14 protein-coding genes are annotated in these 16,859 nt (G+C 73.9%); 7 read left to right on the top strand and 7 right to left on the bottom strand.

Annotation, left to right across the window (positions count from 1 at the left end; genetic code table 11):
* The first annotated feature begins 32 nt into the window (after positions 1–32).
* From AC07DW_RS12465 to AC07DW_RS12445, 5 genes are all read left to right on the top strand, one after another.
* Positions 33–689 (top strand): HemK2/MTQ2 family protein methyltransferase, encoded by a 657-nt coding sequence (locus AC07DW_RS12465; RefSeq protein ID WP_478857611.1) that lies wholly within the window; start codon positions 33–35, stop codon positions 687–689.
* Positions 673–894, top strand: a complete 222-nt coding sequence (locus AC07DW_RS12460) for a CDGSH iron-sulfur domain-containing protein (protein ID WP_478857610.1) — start codon at positions 673–675, stop codon at positions 892–894. Before AC07DW_RS12465 ends, AC07DW_RS12460 begins: the two co-directional genes overlap by 17 nt.
* 28 nt (positions 895–922) lie before the next feature.
* On the top strand, positions 923–1,174 hold the full coding sequence (locus AC07DW_RS12455) for a DUF6480 family protein (protein WP_478857609.1): 252 nt from the start codon (positions 923–925) through the stop codon (positions 1,172–1,174).
* Between the two features lie 345 nt (positions 1,175–1,519).
* The gene (locus tag AC07DW_RS12450; RefSeq protein WP_478857608.1) at positions 1,520–3,811 is read left to right on the top strand and encodes a serine/threonine-protein kinase; all 2,292 of its coding nucleotides are present in this window, start codon (positions 1,520–1,522) and stop codon (positions 3,809–3,811) included.
* Complete coding sequence (locus AC07DW_RS12445; RefSeq protein WP_478857607.1) at positions 3,808–5,352, top strand: phytoene desaturase family protein; 1,545 nt, start codon at positions 3,808–3,810, stop codon at positions 5,350–5,352. The genes AC07DW_RS12450 and AC07DW_RS12445 overlap by 4 nt, the downstream gene beginning before the upstream one ends.
* Before the next feature lie 73 nt (positions 5,353–5,425).
* Here the strand turns inward: AC07DW_RS12445 and AC07DW_RS12440 are convergent, their stop codons facing one another.
* From AC07DW_RS12440 to AC07DW_RS12430, 3 genes are all read right to left on the bottom strand, one after another.
* On the bottom strand, positions 5,426–5,602 hold the full coding sequence (locus AC07DW_RS12440) for a hypothetical protein (protein WP_159028900.1): 177 nt from the start codon (positions 5,600–5,602) through the stop codon (positions 5,426–5,428).
* Between the two features lie 299 nt (positions 5,603–5,901).
* On the bottom strand, positions 5,902–6,096 hold the full coding sequence (locus AC07DW_RS12435) for an antitoxin (RefSeq protein ID WP_478857606.1): 195 nt from the start codon (positions 6,094–6,096) through the stop codon (positions 5,902–5,904).
* 87 nt (positions 6,097–6,183) lie between these two features.
* On the bottom strand, positions 6,184–7,947 hold the full coding sequence (locus AC07DW_RS12430; RefSeq protein WP_478857706.1) for a serine hydrolase domain-containing protein: 1,764 nt from the start codon (positions 7,945–7,947) through the stop codon (positions 6,184–6,186).
* A gap of 507 nt (positions 7,948–8,454) precedes the next feature.
* Here AC07DW_RS12430 and AC07DW_RS12425 point away from each other — a divergent pair.
* The gene (locus AC07DW_RS12425; RefSeq protein ID WP_478857605.1) at positions 8,455–9,612 is read left to right on the top strand and encodes a calcium:cation antiporter; all 1,158 of its coding nucleotides are present in this window, start codon (positions 8,455–8,457) and stop codon (positions 9,610–9,612) included.
* On the opposite strand, the gene AC07DW_RS12420 is transcribed toward AC07DW_RS12425, so the two are convergent.
* Together AC07DW_RS12420 and AC07DW_RS12415 are read right to left on the bottom strand one after the other, a co-directional pair.
* A complete protein-coding gene (locus AC07DW_RS12420; RefSeq protein ID WP_478857604.1) occupies positions 9,602–12,028 on the bottom strand; it encodes a penicillin acylase family protein in 2,427 nt (808 codons plus the stop codon). The genes AC07DW_RS12425 and AC07DW_RS12420 overlap by 11 nt on opposite strands.
* Before the next feature lie 126 nt (positions 12,029–12,154).
* On the bottom strand, positions 12,155–13,249 hold the full coding sequence (locus AC07DW_RS12415; RefSeq protein WP_478857603.1) for a glutamate--cysteine ligase 2: 1,095 nt from the start codon (positions 13,247–13,249) through the stop codon (positions 12,155–12,157).
* Positions 13,250–13,424: 175 nt separating this feature from the next.
* Between AC07DW_RS12415 and AC07DW_RS12410 the strand changes: the two genes are divergently transcribed.
* On the top strand, positions 13,425–14,108 hold the full coding sequence (locus AC07DW_RS12410; RefSeq protein WP_478857602.1) for a restriction endonuclease: 684 nt from the start codon (positions 13,425–13,427) through the stop codon (positions 14,106–14,108).
* 287 nt (positions 14,109–14,395) lie between these two features.
* On the opposite strand, the gene AC07DW_RS12405 is transcribed toward AC07DW_RS12410, so the two are convergent.
* Both AC07DW_RS12405 and AC07DW_RS12400 read right to left on the bottom strand, forming a co-directional pair.
* A complete protein-coding gene (locus AC07DW_RS12405; protein WP_478857601.1) occupies positions 14,396–15,460 on the bottom strand; it encodes a hypothetical protein in 1,065 nt (354 codons plus the stop codon).
* A 5-nt stretch (positions 15,461–15,465) separates the two neighbouring features.
* Positions 15,466–16,677: a hypothetical protein gene (locus AC07DW_RS12400; protein ID WP_478857600.1), complete on the bottom strand. Its 1,212-nt coding sequence runs from the start codon at positions 16,675–16,677 to the stop codon at positions 15,466–15,468.
* Between the last annotated feature and the right edge of the window lie 182 nt (positions 16,678–16,859).

Below are 16,859 nucleotides of genomic sequence, written 5' to 3'. Positions count from 1 at the left end.
TTCGCCGGGGAAGTCCGAGGTACCCGCTGTGCATGCGTCTACTCAGACCGCGCGGTGTGTACGCGCCCCAGGAGGACACGGAACTGCTCGCCCAGGCCGCGCGCAGCGAACTGCGGACCTTGTGCGAACAACCCCGGGTCGAGGTGCTCGACGTCGGAACCGGAACCGGCGCCCTGGCGCTGCTCGCCGCCGAGTGCGGAGCGGCACGGGTCACCGCCGTCGACATCTCCTGGCGGGCCGTACTCGCCGCGCGATACAACGCCTGGCGCCGCGGGCTGCCGGTCGTCGTCCGGCACGGCGACCTGACCGGCCCCGTCGGCGACCGGCGCTTCGACCTGATCCTGTCGAACCCTCCGTACGTCCTGTCCCCGCGCCCCGCGCGCGGGGCCGACCGCACCTGGAACGCCGGGGCGGACGGGCGTCAGGTCATCGACCGGCTGTGTGCGCGGGCGCCGGACCTGCTGCGGGAATCGGGTGTCCTGTTGCTGGTGCAGTCCGCGCTGTCCGGTGTGGACGCCACCCTGGACAGGCTGCGCGACGGGGGCCTGTCGGCGCGGGTCGAACTGCGCACCACCATCCCGTTCGGGCCGGTGATGGCCCGGCACGCGGAGTGGCTGGAGCGGCAGGGGCTGATAGGCCCGGAAGAGCGCAAGGAAGACCTGGTGGTGATCCGTGCCCAGCGAAGCTGACCACAATGCCCGACGCGCCGCCGAACGGGTGGTGATCGATCCGGAGGGGCCCCTTCTGATGGAGGGGCCCGTCGAGGTCCGGTTGCCGGACGGGACGACGGCGTCCTCGGACCGCTTCATGGTCGCGGTGTGCACCTGCCGCCGCAGCCGCCGCTACCCCTGGTGCGACACCAGTCACCGGCGCCGCACCCGCGGGGAGGATTGAAAGGCTCCGGCCTGCGCACCCGTACCGCATGAGCCACCCGAACCGCAACCCCGGCCCGAGCCCGGATCCCGATCCGGACAGCACCCCGGGGCTCGACGCCGGTGGCGGCGTCCCGCCCGGCGAGACGCCGCCCGCGGAGTCGAGCATGCCCGGGGCCGGGCCGAGGGAGACGCACAACCCCACCACCGGCTGGGCCAAGGCACCGATGGTGCTGATCCTGCTGGTCTTGGTGCTCGTGGCGGCGCTGTTCGCCGCCATGGCCGTCGTGATCGCACTCTGAAGGGAGGCCGAGGCACGACCACCGCGGATCAGCCGACGTCGGCGGACCTCGCACCACTCCCTCCCGCCGTGCGCCCCCGCCCTGTACGGCAGGAGCGCGCCGAGCCCCGCACCGTCACCCCCGCCGCCTGCCCGCGACCGGCGACCCGCTGCGCTGTGTTCCCTCCCGTATCGGCCGGTAACTCCCGCCACGGCACATCGCCGAAGCCGTGGCCGGACTGGAACCCGACACCCGCCCGGCCCCGTACAAACTCCGCAACCGGGCCGCCATACTGGACGGGCCGGGGAGGGCGTAGCGGGGGCGACGGGCGGATCGCCGGGAACTCGACGGGGGCGATGGCACGCGATGGGGGACACCAGGCTGCTCCAGGGGCGGTACCGGCTGGAGGAGTTGATCGGACGCGGCGGTATGGGCGAGGTGTGGCGTGCCACGGACGAATCGCTCGGCCGCCGCGTGGCGGTCAAGCGCCTCAAGCCACTGGGACCGCAGCACGACCGCGACGTCGTCACCGTGCTGCGCGAGCGGTTCCGCCGCGAGGCACGTGTCGCCGCCGCGCTCCAGCACCGCGGGATCACCGTCGTCCATGACTTCGGGGAGTCCGACGGACAGCTCTACCTGGTCATGGAACTCCTCGAGGGCCGCAATCTGAGCCAGCTCCTGGCGGACAACGCCCAGCACCCGCTGCCCGTCCACGACGTCGTCGACATCGCCGAACAGGTCGCCGACGCCCTCGCCCACACCCACCGGCAGGGCATCGTGCACCGGGACCTCAAGCCCGCCAACATCATGCGGCTGGGCGACGGCACGGTGAAGATCTGCGACTTCGGGATCGCCCGCCTCGGCGCCGACATCGGCTTCACCGCCCGCCTCACCGGAACCGGCATCGCCATGGGCACCCCGCACTACATGTCGCCCGAGCAGATCAGCGGCGACCACGTCGACCACCGCAGCGACCTCTACTCGCTGGGCTGCGTCCTGTACGAGATCGCCACCGGCGCCCCGCCCTTCGACCTGGACGACCCCTGGGCGATCCTCGTGGGCCACCGCGACACCCCGCCCGAGCCCCTGCGCAACCGCCGGGCGGAGCTCCCCGAGTCCTTCGAGCGCGCCGTCCTCGACCTGCTCGCCAAGACGCCCGACGGCCGCCCCACCGACGCCGCCGACCTCCGCCGCCGCATCACCGGCGCCCGTCCGGCCCCGGCCGCGGTGCTCCACGCCCCCTTCCCGCTCGCCCCCGCCCCCCACCTGCCGTCCTGGACCCGGGGCATGACGACCGGCCACAAGGCGGTCGGCGCCGCCGTGCCGCCCATCACCGCGCCCCCCGGCCCCGCGGCGGGCCTCACCGGGGAGTGGACCACCACCCCCGCCGCCCCCACCGGCCCGTGCGGCGCCGACCGGCCGCTGCCCGGGCACGCGGTGGACCCCGCGCCACCGCCCCGGGTGCCCGCCCACCTCGCGGGCCGGCACAGCGCGGCGCCCAGCCTCGCGGGTCCGGGCCGCTGGGAGGAGGCGGCGGAGGTGCACCGCGCGGTCGCCGCCGGGCGGGAGCACGCCCTGGGTCCCGACCACCCGGACACGCTCACCAGCCGGTACGAGGCCGGGCTCGCGCTCAGCCGGACCGGCCGGGACGCCGACGCCCTGCGTGAGCTGGACCGCGCCGCCGAGGGCCGCGCCCGGGTACTCGGCCACGACCACCCCGACACCCTCGCCGCCCGTCAGGAGACGGCGTACGTGCTGGGCCGGCTCGGGCGCCACTTTGAGGCGCACCAGGCGTACACCGCCGTTCTCGACGCCCGGACCCGCACCAAGGGCGCCGACCACCCCGACACGTTGCGCTGCGGCCACAACCTGGCGTTCAACCTCGGCAGGCTCGGGCGCCTGGAGGAGGCGTACCGGACGGCGTGCGACGTGGCCGCCGCCCGTGCCCGCCTGCTGGGGCCGGAACACCCCGACACGCTGGTCACGCGGTACGAGGTGGCGTACGCCCTCGGGCAGCTGGGCCGCTGGACCGAGGCGCTGCGCACCTACCGGGAGGTCGCGTCGGCCCGCGCCCGCGCCCTCGGCCCGGACCACCCCGACACCCTCGCAGCCCGCCACGAGGAGGGCATAGGCCTCGGCCGGCTCGGCCGCGGCCAGGAGGCGCTGGAGCTGTACCGCGAGCTCGTCGGCGCGCGCACCCGGGTGCAGGGCGCCGACCACCCGGAGACGCTGCGCGCCCGGCACGGCCTGGGCGTCAACCTCGGCCGGCTCGGCCGCTGGCAGGAGGCCCTCGCCGAGGCGCGGGACGTGCGCGCGCTCCGCGAACGGGTGCTGGGCCCCGACCACCCCGACACCCTGGTCAGCTACCGGGAGGTCGCCGTGGGACTCGGCTGGCTCGGCCGCTGGACGGAGGCGCTCTCCGTGTACCGGCACGTCGCCGCGGCCCGGGACCGGGTGCTCGGCGCCACCCACCCGGACGCCCTGGCCAGCCGCGACGACGAGGCGCACTGCCTCCAGCAGCTGGGACGGCACACCGAGGCGGTCGAGCTGTACCGCCGGGTCACCGGACTGCGCGGCGGGGGCGGCGGGGGCGGCGGGGGCGGCGGGGGCGGCGGGGCCTGGAGGACCGGCGCGGACGCGTGCTACGAAGGGCCATGACCGTACAGCGCTCGTACGACGCCGTCATCGTCGGCGGCGGCCACAACGGACTGGTCGCCGCCGCCTACCTCGCCCGCGCCGGACGCTCCGTCCTGGTCCTCGAACGTCTGCCCGGCACCGGCGGGGCCGCCGTCTCCACCCGGCCCTTCCCCGGAGTGGACGCGCGGCTGTCCCGCTACTCCTACCTGGTGTCCCTGCTGCCGTCGAAGATCGTGCGGGATCTGGGCCTGCGGTTCGCCGTCGCCCGGCGCACCGTCTCCTCGTACACCCCGGTGGAGCGCCGGGGCCGGGCCACCGGCCTGCTGGTGGGCGGCGAGGGCACGCGGGAGTCGTTCGCCGCGCTCACGGGCTCGGACGCCGAGTACACGGCCTGGCAGCGGTTCCACGCCATGACCGGCCGCGTCGCCGAGCGGGTCTTCCCCACCCTCACCGCACCGCTGCCCACCCGCGCCGAGCTGCGGGCCCGCGTCGCGGACGACGGCGCCTGGCGGACGCTCTTCGAGGAGCCCGTCGGCGTCGCGATCGAGGAGTCCTTCCGCGACGACCTGGTACGCGGGGTGGTGCTCACCGACGCCCTGATCGGCACGTTCGCCGACGCGCACGATCCGTCCCTGGTACAGAACCGCTGCTTCCTGTACCACGTGATCGGCGGCGGGACGGGGGAGTGGAACGTCCCGGTCGGCGGCATGGGCGCCCTCACCGGCGCCCTGGTGGACGCGGCGCGCTCGGCCGGCGCCGACCTCCGCACCGGCCACGAAGCGGTCCGGATCCGGACCGACGGCCGGGACGCCGAGGTCGCCTTCCGCACGGCGGACGGGGAAGGCACGGTCGCCGCCCGGCACGTCCTGGCCGGCACCTCGCCGCACGTTCTCGCCGCCCTGCTGGGCGAGCCCGCCCCACCGCCCGCCGAGGGCGCCCAGCTGAAGGTCAACATGCTGCTGAAGCGGCTGCCCCGGCTGCGGGACCGTTCCGTCGACCCGCGCGACGCGTTCGCCGGGACGTTCCACGTGGCCGAGGGGTACGCGCAGTTGGCGACCGCGTACCGCGAGGCGGCGGCCGGCCGGCCGCCGAGCGCGCCGCCCTCCGAGATCTACTGCCACTCGCTGAGCGACCCGTCGATCCTCGGTCCCGGCCCGGCGGCCCGCGGCTACCAGACCCTCACGCTCTTCGGCCTGCACGCCCCGGCGCGGCTCTTCACCTCCGACAACGACGCCGCCCGCGCCGCGCTCCTCGCGGCCACCGTCGCCCAACTCGACGCCCAGCTGGACGAACCGCTCGCCGACTGCCTCGCCGACGACGCGGACGGGCGCCCGTGCATCGAGGCCAGGACCCCGCTCGACCTGGAGCGGGACCTGCTGCTGCCGGGCGGCCACATCTTCCACGGCGACCTCGCCTGGCCGTACGCCACCGACGCCACCGGCCGGTGGGGCGTGGAGACCGCCCACGCCAACGTATGGCTCTGCGGGGCCGGCGCGGTGCGGGGCGGCGGCGTCAGCGGCATCCCCGGCCACAACGCGGCCATGGCGGTGCTGGGCCGCTGAGGTCCTGGCGCCTCGTCATCCGGACACACGGATGGGCGCCACGAGGGCGCCCATCGGTGTGTCGCTCGTGAGGTCAGCCGACGTCCCAGCAGGTGGCGTCGAAGTGCTTGACCTTGACGTCACCGGCCTTCACATGACCGCCGGACCCCCAGCAGCCTTCCACGTCCGAGCCGTGGGCGGCGGCGGGGGCCGCGGCCATGAAACCGACCGCGAGCAGACCGGCCAGAACGAGCGAGATGCGCCGAAGCATGAGCTTCTCCTTCGAGTTGGGGACTCGACACGACTGTTCATCAGCCTCGGCTCCACCGCACGTCGAGTCGCGCGGGCGGGTGGTGGAGGGCCCCCGTCCCGGCGAATCCCGGCCCGTCCCGGCCCGTCCCGGCGAATCCCGGCCCGTCCCGGCCCGTCCCGGCGAATCCCGGCCCGTCCCGGCCCGTCCCGGCGACCCGGCCGGCAAGTCCTGCCCGGGAGTCCGCCCGTACCCGGACACGGCTCGTCCCCGGTGGCCACGGGAACGCGGCAGCCGGGGACGGACGGGATGCGGGTAAGTCAGGTCCGGGTCGGCGGGTCCTGGCCGGGGTCGCCGCCGAACCGGTCCTTCAGCCGGTCCTGCGCGGTGTCGACCTGACCGCTGTGCTTGCCCTGGGTCTTCCTGTCGACCATGTCACCGCCCCGGTCGATTCCCTGGCCGGCCTTGTCCTCGTGACCCTTGAGCATCTGCTTGAGCTTGTCCATCACGGACATAGGGACATCCTCCTCGCCGAGTGACCCCCGCCCCCAGTTTCGCCCGCCCGGGTGCAACCCGCATCTTTGGCACCCGCTCCCACCCCGTCAGTCGGCCGAGGCGGCCCACCCGTGCGCCTTGATACGGGATCCGTCCGCGGGCCGGGTCTCGTCGAACAGGGTCCGCGAGCCGTCCTGCACCCGGATGCCGTCCACGTACACCCCCCGACCCACGTAGAGCCGGTCGGTCGCGTATCGCCAGCGCAGCCGGACCGGGGTGCGCCGCCAGGCGGAGAGATCGGCCTCCAGCCGGTGCCACGCCCGGCCCGACCACCCGCTCACCGACCCGGCCGGGTGCGACCGGGGAGCGTCCCCGGGACGCACGGTCACGAACGGCACCGGTTGCCACGTCGCGCCCGCGTCACCGGACGCCTCCAGGAACAGGCCGTCCGCGACCGGCTCGGTGTCCCACCAGACCGAGCACCGCAGCCGCGGGCGCGGCGAGGCGGGGGTCAGGTCGGGCAGGGTGAGCGTGGCCGCCGCACCCGACTCCATGCCCGCGTACCAGGCGGTGCGGCCCCGTGACGGGCGCACGGGGACGGCGCGGGCCAGGTTGTTGGCGGCGGCCACGCGCGGCGCGGAGCCGGAGCGCCAACCGCGCACCGGATGGACCGAGTTGCCGAGGACCACCAGGAAGGAGTCGGTGGTGGGGTCGATCACCAGGCTGGTGCCGGTGAACCCGGTGTGGCCGGCGGTGTGCGGGGTGGCCATGGCACCCATGTACCAGTGCTGGTAGAGCTCGAAGCCCAGCCCGTGCTCGTCGCCCGGGAAGGCGGTGTTGAAGTCGGTGAACATCAGCCGCACCGACTTCGGTTCCAGAATGCGGGCGTGCCCGTAGACACCGCCGTTGAGCAGCGTACGGGCGAGGACGGCGAGGTCCCAGGCGCAGGAGAAGACCCCGGCGTGGCCGGCGACGCCGCCGAAGCCGTACGCGTTCTCGTCGTGGACCTCGCCCCACACCAGGCCGCGGTCCAGACCCGACCAGGGGGGCCGGGCGTCCTCGGTGGCGGCGATCTTCGGTCTCCACGAGGAGGGAGGGTTGAACCGCGTGCGGTGCATCCCGAGCGGAGCGGTGATCTCGTTCCGGAGCAGGGCGTCCAGAGAGTGACCGGTGATCTCCTCCAGGATCAGCTGGAGCGAGATCAGATTGAGGTCGGAGTACAGATAACGGGTGCCGGGTGGGCTCGCCGGCGTCTCCTGCCACAGCAGCCGCAGCTTCCCCTCCCGTGTCGGCTCCTTGTACAGCGGGATCCACGCGCGGAAACCGGAGGTGTGCGTGAGCAGCTGGCGGACCGTGACGTCCTGCTTGCCACCGCCCCCGAACTCCGGCAGATACGCCGTGACCCTCTCCTCCAGCTCCAGCGCCCCCCGCTCGATCTGCTGCACGGCCAGGATCGAGGTGAACAGCTTCGAGACCGACGCCAGGTCGAACACAGTGTCGTCGGCCATCGCGATGCGCCGCTCCGGCGGCAGCTCCACCCCCGTGTCGGTCTTCTCGTCGTATGCCGCGTAGCGCACCGCGTGCCCGATCGCCCGGTGCAGTGCCACCGTCGCCCCGCGGCCCGCGAGCAGCACCGCCCCGGCGAACCACGGGTGCTTGGGGGAGGGGTCCAGGAACCGCTCGGCGTCGGCCACCAGCCGGTCCAAGTACTCGGGCAGCAGCCCCGCCCGCTCCGGAGAGCCCAACCGCAGGGTCGGCCTGCCCCCGCCCGCCGTACTGCCGACGGCAGCCGCCGCGGCCCCTGGAACAGAACCGATCACCAGCGCACCTCCCAGGGTCAGCATCCCGCCGCCGAACCGGCGACGGCTCATCCCCTCCGTCAGTCCCACCACGCTCCCCCTCCCCGCGGCGCCCGCTCGGACGCTGCGCAGGAAGCTCGTCGACGGCCCGTCGACGGCTCCGCGAACCGGACGCTCCTGAACTCTCCTGCACCGTTCTGAAAGAATTCTTCGACACCACGCGCACCAGGTGAAACTTTCTTACCGAGGTCCCGTGGCGTCAAGAACCGGCCGCCCACAAAGAATCTGACGAACCGTCAGAACTGCTCCGGATCGGCCGTTCCGCCGCGGCCCCCCACCGCCCGCGCGCCGCACCGCCCCGGACTCCTCCGCCGCGACGCCGCCCGCGCGCAGCACCGCCCACGCCGGCGGGACCGACGCTCGCCCCGGCCGTCCCGCGTCCCGCGCTTCTCGGCGGCGTACCGCCGCCCCCGGCGGTCCCCCCCACGTGGGCCGCGCACCGGCACGGACGGGGCGGGGCCGTCCCCGGTTGGGCCTTCCTGCCGCGCGGCGCCGGGACCGCTCTGGCAGCGTGGCGGCATGAGTACCGGCACGGGCGCGGGCACCGACACGGACACCGGCACGGGCGGCCGGGGCACCGAGCCCGGCGGGGCGCGGCTCACCCGCCGGTGGACCACCTGGGCGCCGGTGGTCGCCGTGCTGGTCCTGGCCGCCGGATGGGGGCGGGACCTGCCCGGTCCGGCCGTCGCCGTCGTCGGGATCTGCCTGATCGGCTCCGTCCTGTCGGCCGTGCACCACGCCGAGGTCGTCGCCCACCGCGTCGGCGAGCCGTTCGGGTCGCTCGTCCTCGCCGTCGCCGTGACCGTCATCGAGGTCGGCCTCATCGTGATGCTGATGGCCGACGGCGGCGACAAGGCGTCCACCTACGCCCGGGACACCGTCTTCGCCGCCTTCATGATCACCACCAATGGCATCGTGGGCCTGTCCCTGCTCGTCGCCGCCCTCCGCAGGCGCGTCGCGGTCTTCAACGCCGAGGGCTCGGGCGGCGCGCTCGCCACCGTGATCACCCTCGCGGCCATGACGCTTGTGCTGCCGAGCTTCACCACCGGCCAGCCGGGTCCCGAGTTCACCGGAGTGCAGCTGACCTTCGCCGCCGTCGCCTCGCTCTGCCTGTACGGGATCTTCGTCGCCGTGCAGACGGTCCGCCACCGCGACTACTTCCTGCCCGTCGCCCGGGACGGCGCCACCCCCGGGGACGACGAGCACGCCCCGCCCCCCACCCTCCGGGAGACGTGGTGCAGCCTGGGGCTGCTGGTGCTCGCCCTCGTCGCCGTGGTCGGCAACGCCAAACTGGCATCGCCGGCCATCGAGGACGGTGTCGAGTCCGCCGGCCTGCCCAAGGCGGTCGTCGGTGTCGTCATCGCCCTCATGGTGCTGCTGCCCGAGACGCTGGCGGCGGTGCGGGCCGCCCGCCGCGACCGCGTGCAGACCAGCCTCAACCTGGCCTACGGGTCCGCCATCGCCAGCATCGGCCTGACCATCCCGGCGATCGCGTTCGCCTCGGTCTGGCTGTCCGGGCCCCTGGTCCTCGGTCTGGGACCGCTGCACCTGGCGCTGCTGACGCTCACCGCGGCGGTGAGCGCCCTGACCGTGGTGCCCGGACGAGCCACCCTCCTCCAGGGCGGCGTGCACCTGGTGCTGTTCGCCGCCTTCGTGTTCCTCTCGTTCAGCCCTTGACGCGGACCACCCGGAGCGTCGGATCGGCCATGATGTCCCGTTCGCAGTGGCGCGCCCGTACCCACCGCTCGCCGGAGAACAGCGCCGTCTGGTCGCCGGAGTGCGCCGAGGTGGGGTCGGACGACTGGGAGTACGCCAGCAGGGTCCGCGCCACCGGGCACCGGCCGCCGTCCCAGCCGATCGCCTGGACGTGGCTCGTCCCGTGCACCACCTCCGTGTAGCGCCCGGCCGCCGCGTCCCACACCGGTTCGATCTTGTTCCAGACGCCGAGCGCCTCGGTACCGCCCGGCACCGGGAGGCGCTTCCCGCCGCGTACCACGAACTGGTGGGCACCGAGCGGCGCGTCCAGCGGCGTCCCGGCCGCGCGCAGCTCGGTGACGGCGTCCCGCAGGGCCTTCGCGAAGGCGAGGGAGGAGGTGTCGAGGGTGTGCGGGGTACGCACCGGGTCGGTCGCCGAGAACGGCACCCGCCACAGGGCGGTGGCGGGCACGGCCGCCGTGAGCCTCCGCCAGAAGCGGTCGAAGAGCAGCGCACCCCGGCTGCCGGTGTCCATGGTGCGGTCCCAGTGCCGGATCACGTCGCACGCCGCGGTGTCGTCCGGCAGCACGGCCGAGCACGCCTCCGCCGTGCCGGCCGCCGCCAGGTCACCGGCAGGCACCCGGTTGGCGAACTGCTGCCGTCGCAGGTCGGCCACCGTCAGCCGGCCCCTGGCCGCCATCGCCGCCACGTCCTCCAGGCCGCCGCGGGTCCGCAGCGTCCGCGGCGTCGCGATCGTCCCGAACACCCGCTCGTAGCCGGTCAGCGGCCGCTCGGCGTTGGCCAGCCACGCGCTGTCGTTGGAGTTGACGGCGTACGGAGCGTCCCGGAGCACCGGCATCCGCGCCGGCCCGAAGATGCCCGGCTGCACCGCGTCCGGGTCCGTCCCCAGGCCGCACTCCGCCCGTGATCCGTCCAGTACGGCGACGCCCGACGCCGGATACGTCACCCTGCCCAGCGGCGTGGAGCAGCGCCGCGCCAGGTCGTCGGTGATGCGGGGCAGCACCTGGGACTGGCTGAACAGCGTGTGGCCGTCCGCGTCCGCGGCGATCGTGTTCACCCACGGCAGGCCCTGGGTGCGGCGCAGCGCGCCCAGCAGGTCGCGGGTCGAGCGCGCGCCGGCGAAGCCGAGCGCGGTGTCCGTGGCCCTCAGGTTCGCCGCGTTGGGATCGTGCAGCGCGTACGCCGCCGTCGCCGACCACGGCAGCGGCAGCGACGCGCCGAGCGAGGTGACGACCGGCCCGTACCGGGTCCACCACTGCGTCCGGGTCACCGGCTCGCCGCCCTTGACCGGCACGGTGACCGACCGCCTCGTCATCCGCTCCGGGCGGCCGTCCACCAGGTAGGCGGTCGGGTCGGCCGGGTCCAGCGCCAGCTGGTGGAGGTTGAGCGTGACGCCCGTGGCGACCGTGTGGCTCCACGCCACCCTGTCGGTGAAGCCGATGGTGACGGCCGTCCCGCCGAGCAGTGATCCGCCCGAGACGTTCAGCTTCCCCGGAATGGTCTGCTGCGACTGCCAGAAGCGCCGGGCGCCGTGCCAGGGGTAGTGCGGGTTGCCCAGCAGCAGGCCGCGGCCGTTGGCGGTCGTTCCCCCGCCGAACGCGACGGCGTTGGACCCCATGTCGGCGCTGTCGGCGGCGAACAGGTCCCGGGCCGCCCGCGCGGTACGGACCGGGTCGACGGGCGCCGGAGCAGGGGCGTGGGGCGCCGGACCGGTGGGCGGCGGGCCGGCCACGGGTGTCACCGAGGGGCCGCCGCCCGGTGGCCGCGCGGCCGTGATGCCGTCCACGGCGCGACCCTGCCCACCCAGCACCGCCAGGGCGAAGCCGCGCCGGGCGACGTCCAGAGCCGTCACCGGACGGACCCACTCGGCGCCCGCGCACGCCGGGTCCGTGACGCGGTTCCGGGCCAGCCAGGCGTTGTACCCGGCCGCCCAGCCGCGCATCAGCTCCCTGGCCTCGCGGCTCGGCCCGGCCGGCGCGGGGTGGGCGAGCAGGCGCTCCACGGTGCGCGCGTCACGTACGCCCCGGAAGTACAGGTCGCTGGAGAGGTTGTTCGACGCGGACGACAGGGCCCTGTCGGTGGCGCCGGCCGGCCCGAAGTGACGGGAACGCTCACCGCGCACGGTGACGAAGCCGTCCGCGAGCACGCACACCTGGTCGGCGGCCTGCGCCCACCCCGTACCGAAGCCGAGATCCGCGTAGTCCTCGGCCACGATGTGCGGGATGCCGTACTCGGTGTAGCGGATCACGGCCGACAGACCGCCGGCGGACGGACCGGGATGCTCGTGCGGTACGACGGGACTCGCGGTACCGGCCACCGTCGCGAGCGCGACGGCGGCCGGTACCAGATGTCTTCTCAGGCGGGTGCGGAAGAGCAACGTGCCTCCCAGGGACCGAAGTGACAGCGCGTCGGGCCATGCACCCACCGGGGCACCCGTGCTGTCAACAGCGCGTCCGGAGGACCCTTCCCGTCGGCTCCGCCCGCCCCGCCCTCGCCCGGACCGTCAGCCCCGGGTGAGGCGGACGCACTCGGCGACCACCTCGCGCAGGCTCCCCGTCCGCCGCAGCAGGTCCCGCTGGATCCGCGAGCCGGTGCCCGTCTTCAGCAGTCCGGCGAGCGCTTCCTGCGCGGGCAGCAGATCACCGCTGTCGTCCAGCGCGTCCCTGACGTGGTCGAACAGCGCCCGTACCACCGCCTCGGCCGGGGCGGGCCGCATGGTCACCGGATGGATCAGCTCGTCCTCCAGCCCCGACCGGGCCGCCCGCCAGGCGGCCAGCCGCAGCAGCGCCACGCCGTGCCGCGCGGGCGGCTCGCCGTCCCGCCACTGCCGCGCGGCCGTCTCCACCAGCGCGCGCGCCAGCGTCGCCAGCAGCACCGTCGTCGACGCGTCGAGACAGACGTCCGCCACCCGGATCTCCACCGTCGGGTACGACGCGGACAGCCGGGCGTCGAAGTAGATCATGCCCTCGTCCCGCAGCACCCCGCTCGCCACCATGTCGGCGACCTGCTCGTGGTAGCGGTCGGCGGAGCCGAAGATCTCCACCGGGCCGGCCGACGGCCAGCGTCCCCACACCCGGTTGCGGTAACTGGCGTACCCGCTCTCCTCACCCTGCCAGAACGGCGAATTGGTGCTCATGGCCAGCAGCACCGGCAGCCACGGCCGGATGCGGTCCAGGACGGCGACGCCCTCCTCGTCCGACTCCACCGACACGTGCACGTGGCAGCCGGACGTCAGCTGCTCCTGGGCGGTGAGACCGAAGTGCTCCTTGAGCCACTGGTGGCGCTCACCGGTGCCGATGGTGGGGGAGACGGGCAGCGGCGAGGTCGCCAGCGCGGCGACCGACGCGTCCAGCCCCTCGGCGAGCCGTGCGGCCTCCGCCCGGCACCGACGGATCTCGTCCCCGAGTTCGCCCATCACGGTCTGCGGGCTCGTGGCGAACTCCAACTGCTGCCGCTGGAGTTCGCTCTCGAACACCTCCTCGTCGCTCCGGGGGTCCCGCGCCGCGGCCGCCAGTACGGCCGTCGACAAGGCCCTCGGTTCCCCGCTCCGGCTGTCCACCAGAAGGAGCTCCTCCTCGACACCCACACTGCGCACCATCGTCCTGCCTCTCTTACCGGAATGACCGTCGTCTGCCCCCGATCCGAAACCCCACGCATCCGCCGCGCCCCCGCACACCAGTCCCCGAACCGGACGCGGGTGCGGAAGCGCCCGGACGGGGCATACGGGCAGAGCAAGATCGTCCGCGTACGAGAGACGAGAAGGGAGCCCGCTGATGGCGATACCCGTCCGCAGGCCACGCACCGACCGTCCCGCCCGCCGCGCGGGCTTCAGCCTGCGGGAGACCGCGCTCGGCTTCGGCCTGGTCGCCATCTTCCTGTGCGGTGCGGGCGTGATGGCACGGGCCGCCGTCGGCGACTCCGCCGACCTCCCCGCCGCCGTGCTGGCCGTGGCGGGCACCCTGGTGGTGGCCTCGGTCCTGGTCCGCGCCGCCCGCCTGCGCCGCGTCGCGGCCGTCGCGCCCGCGCAGCCGGTGGTGTACGTGGACTACGCGGCCCTGGACGCGGACGCCTTCGAGCAGGCCGTCGCCGACCTGTGCGTACGGGACGGCTGCCTGGACGTCGAGGTCGTCGGCGGCGCGGGGGACCTGGGCGCGGACGTGGTGGCGACCGCGCCGGACGGGCGGCGGGTCGTCATCCAGTGCAAGGCGTACGGACCGGACAACAAGGTGGGCTCCCAGGACGTCCAGCGGTTCGGCGGCACCTGCTTCGCCGTGCACGAGGCCCATGTCGCCGCCGTCGTGACCACCAGCGAGTTCACCGAGCCGGCCGCGCAGTACGCCGCCCAGTGCGGCATCCTCTGCGTCGACCGGCCGGGCCTCGACGCCTGGACGGACGGCACCGGCCCGGCCCCCTGGCTCCAGCCCACCCCGTCCCCCCTCCCGGAAACCGGCCGCTAGCCGTGTATCGACAGTGGAGCCGTCGCTGTGCGGTACGACACGCTTACGGTGAGCTACCAGGCGGCCGTACTCGTCGCGTTCCATCAACGAGTGGCGCTCGGCACGACCGCGACACCGCGTACCGGTGGCCGCGCACCCGGGTCCCCGACACCCTCGCCACGATCACGCGGCTCCCGGAGCCCTCACCACCACAGCCCGGTCACCAGGAGTCCGCCGCCGTGCTGCTCCTGCCTCCTGGCGCCGTCAGGACGTAGGGAGACGGGGGAAACGGTGAGCAGGGACGGGAGTTATCCGCTGGGGTCTTTGGCTCCGGGGCAGAGCGCATCCTTGTCCTTGCGCAAGGCGCGCGTGTACTCCTCCCCCGTAATCTTGAGCCACTTCCTCGTACCCGAACACACACCGATGTGGTAGACGGACCGGTAGCGACTTGCCCCGGCCAGCTGACCGGTCAGCTCGAAGGGCTTTCCACCCGGTCGGCTGAGTACCATCTCCGCCGGGCTTCCGCCCACTTGGTAGTGGACGCGGTAACGCCAGCGGCAGTAGCCACGGTCGGCGGTCGCCTCGACGACGAACGCCTCGCTCTCGTTCTTGTCCAGTGTGATGTGGTGAGCCCCGGGACCGGTGAAAAACGGTTCGTCCGGCCCGGCCTTCGGCTTCTTCCCGGTCAACTGTTCCTGGTCCTTGGGAACCTTGAGCGTGGGTGCCGGCTCGTCGATGGCCAGTGTGAGCGAGATGACGTCCGAGACTCCCTGCCCGGGGTTGTTCACGAGGTCGCCGGCGAGCGGTGCCGCGCACGTACCGCCCTCCACCTCCGGGACGATGTCGGTGATACGGACCTGCTGCTCGGCGCGGCCTTGCAGCGTGATCATCCATCTGCTGTGCCCGACGTCGACGACGTCCGCGTCCCGTCGCCGCGACCGCTCACCGGGGCTGAACGCGTCGAGGAGGGCGCCGTCCACGTCGCCACGCACCAGGTACAGGCCGGTGTTCTTGACGTCGCTGACCTCGACCACGTCGATGGCGTTCTGCGGGGAGAGCCGGTCCGGCAAACGGTCGAGCGGCAGGATCGCCTTCAGCGCGCCGGTCAGCGTGTCCTGAAAGGTCACGGTCGCGACGGCCAGCAGGATGCCGGCCAGCCAGGTGGCGGGGCTTCTCAGGTAGCGCAGTCGGGAGCCGCCGTCCGGCTCTGGAGGCACCTGGCCAGGAGCAGTGCGGTCCGGAGAGGTCCGGCCGCTCCTGCGGAGGCTCAGCCGGGTGAGCGCCTCGCCCCGCCGCGTCCTGCGGTCCGGTGTTCGGTTGTTGGGAGTGTTGGGTCTGTTCGCGGCGTTGTGGCCGTTCTGGTTGCTCGGCATGGCGCTCAGTCACCCTTCTCTGCGCGGCGCCCGCCGCGCGTGATCAGCAGGACCGCGACCACGACCGCCGCCCCCGTGGCCCATCCCCAGGCCGTGCCGAACCGGACGGCTTCGCCGACGGCCGCGGCGAAGGGGCGGATGACCTCTGCGCCGGTAGAGCGCGGAGCCCATCGGGCCAGGAGCGCGTTCTCCACGAACGCGGCGACCACGGCCGCGAGCACCGTCGCGTACCAGCACTCCATGAACAGGTGCGGTGGACGCCTGCCGGCCCCCTGTGCGGCCAGTGCGCGGTGGACCGGTGTGCGGAGGGCCCACGCGAGTACGGCGAGCATGACGAGACACACCCCGAGCGTCGCGGCCCACCCGGCGGTGGTCTCCCTATGGAGCGGACGCATGCGCAGCGCGGGATAGAGAACACCGCTCCACTCCTCCACCCAGCCCGGAGGCCGGTACACGCGCAGCAGTTCGGGGTCGAACACGATGGAGGACGGGTCCCGGACCCGCACGGCCCGGTGCCGCAGCAGCGGTCCCCCGGCGACCGCCAGCAGCACCACCGGGATCAGCCCCGCGATGACCACGTTCCGCCGTTGGTGCGGCACGACGGCGGCCGGGGGCGGCTGCCGCTCCCGCTCGTCACCGTCACCAGGAGCGTCTGCGGCATCCGCCGTCCCCACGACTGCCCGGAACGGCGGCCAGTTCCGGAGCGCCCAGACGACCCCCCAGGTGATGAGCGACACGACGACGACGCACAGCGCGAACTGCGCGGCCGCGGACGCGACCTGGTGCCTGACGGCCCTGGCGAGCCACTCGTCGTCGCCCAGCGTGGCCCCCTGCCACTCCGGATCGAGCGCCGCCCCCAGCAGCTCCGCGACTCCCGCCGCCAGCAGCAGCGCGCCGAGCAAATGCAGGGCCGTACGGACGCGCGGCCGGACACCCGGCGCGCTCCGGAACACCGCGTACGTCAGCACCGCGCTCAGGGCCACGAAGACGAGTTGCGGCACCCACCCGTCGAGCCGCCCGTAGTCCTTCACCATGAAGCCGTCGAAGTCCAACCCGAACAGCCGCAGATGCCCGCCGACGGGACGCCCGGCGACATCGCCCACGATCACGGAGTAACCGCCCGGGACGAGCGCGATCACGGCCGGGAACACGAACAGCACGAACGCCTGGGCATTGGCGCATGCGCCGGCCAGCAGCAAACATGGGCGGCGATTCACCGTGCGCACTCCCCCGAGTCACCCAGTACGACGAGCTGACACGAGCATGGTTGCCCATCCGGCCTTTCGGACAAGCGAGATTCGGCGCATTGCAGCAGAACGTGTTGAGTCCGCGAGCAGGAGCCGCACCTCGGCGACGAGATCAGCGATCACAGCGGCCGGCAGTCCCGTGATCCTCCGGT

It is taken from the genome of Streptomyces sp. NPDC045701, assembly GCF_056432045.1.
This window is presented reverse-complemented; position numbering and strand designations above follow the sequence as displayed.

Bases quoted from the DNA above. Each gene is read 5' to 3' on its own strand.
- AC07DW_RS12465 (WP_478857611.1), top strand. From the start codon at position 33: ATGCGTCTACTCAGACCGCGCGGTGTGTACGCGCCCCAGGAGGACACG.
- AC07DW_RS12455 (WP_478857609.1), top strand. From the start codon at position 923: ATGAGCCACCCGAACCGCAACCCCGGCCCGAGCCCGGATCCCGATCCG.
- AC07DW_RS12450 (WP_478857608.1), top strand. From the start codon at position 1,520: ATGGGGGACACCAGGCTGCTCCAGGGGCGGTACCGGCTGGAGGAGTTG.
- AC07DW_RS12445 (WP_478857607.1), top strand. From the start codon at position 3,808: ATGACCGTACAGCGCTCGTACGACGCCGTCATCGTCGGCGGCGGCCAC.
- AC07DW_RS12440 (WP_159028900.1), bottom strand. From the start codon at position 5,602: ATGCTTCGGCGCATCTCGCTCGTTCTGGCCGGTCTGCTCGCGGTCGGT.
- AC07DW_RS12435 (WP_478857606.1), bottom strand. From the start codon at position 6,096: ATGTCCGTGATGGACAAGCTCAAGCAGATGCTCAAGGGTCACGAGGAC.
- AC07DW_RS12430 (WP_478857706.1), bottom strand. From the start codon at position 7,947: ATGAGCCGTCGCCGGTTCGGCGGCGGGATGCTGACCCTGGGAGGTGCG.
- AC07DW_RS12425 (WP_478857605.1), top strand. From the start codon at position 8,455: ATGAGTACCGGCACGGGCGCGGGCACCGACACGGACACCGGCACGGGC.
- AC07DW_RS12415 (WP_478857603.1), bottom strand. From the start codon at position 13,249: ATGGTGCGCAGTGTGGGTGTCGAGGAGGAGCTCCTTCTGGTGGACAGC.
- AC07DW_RS12410 (WP_478857602.1), top strand. From the start codon at position 13,425: ATGGCGATACCCGTCCGCAGGCCACGCACCGACCGTCCCGCCCGCCGC.
- AC07DW_RS12405 (WP_478857601.1), bottom strand. From the start codon at position 15,460: ATGCCGAGCAACCAGAACGGCCACAACGCCGCGAACAGACCCAACACT.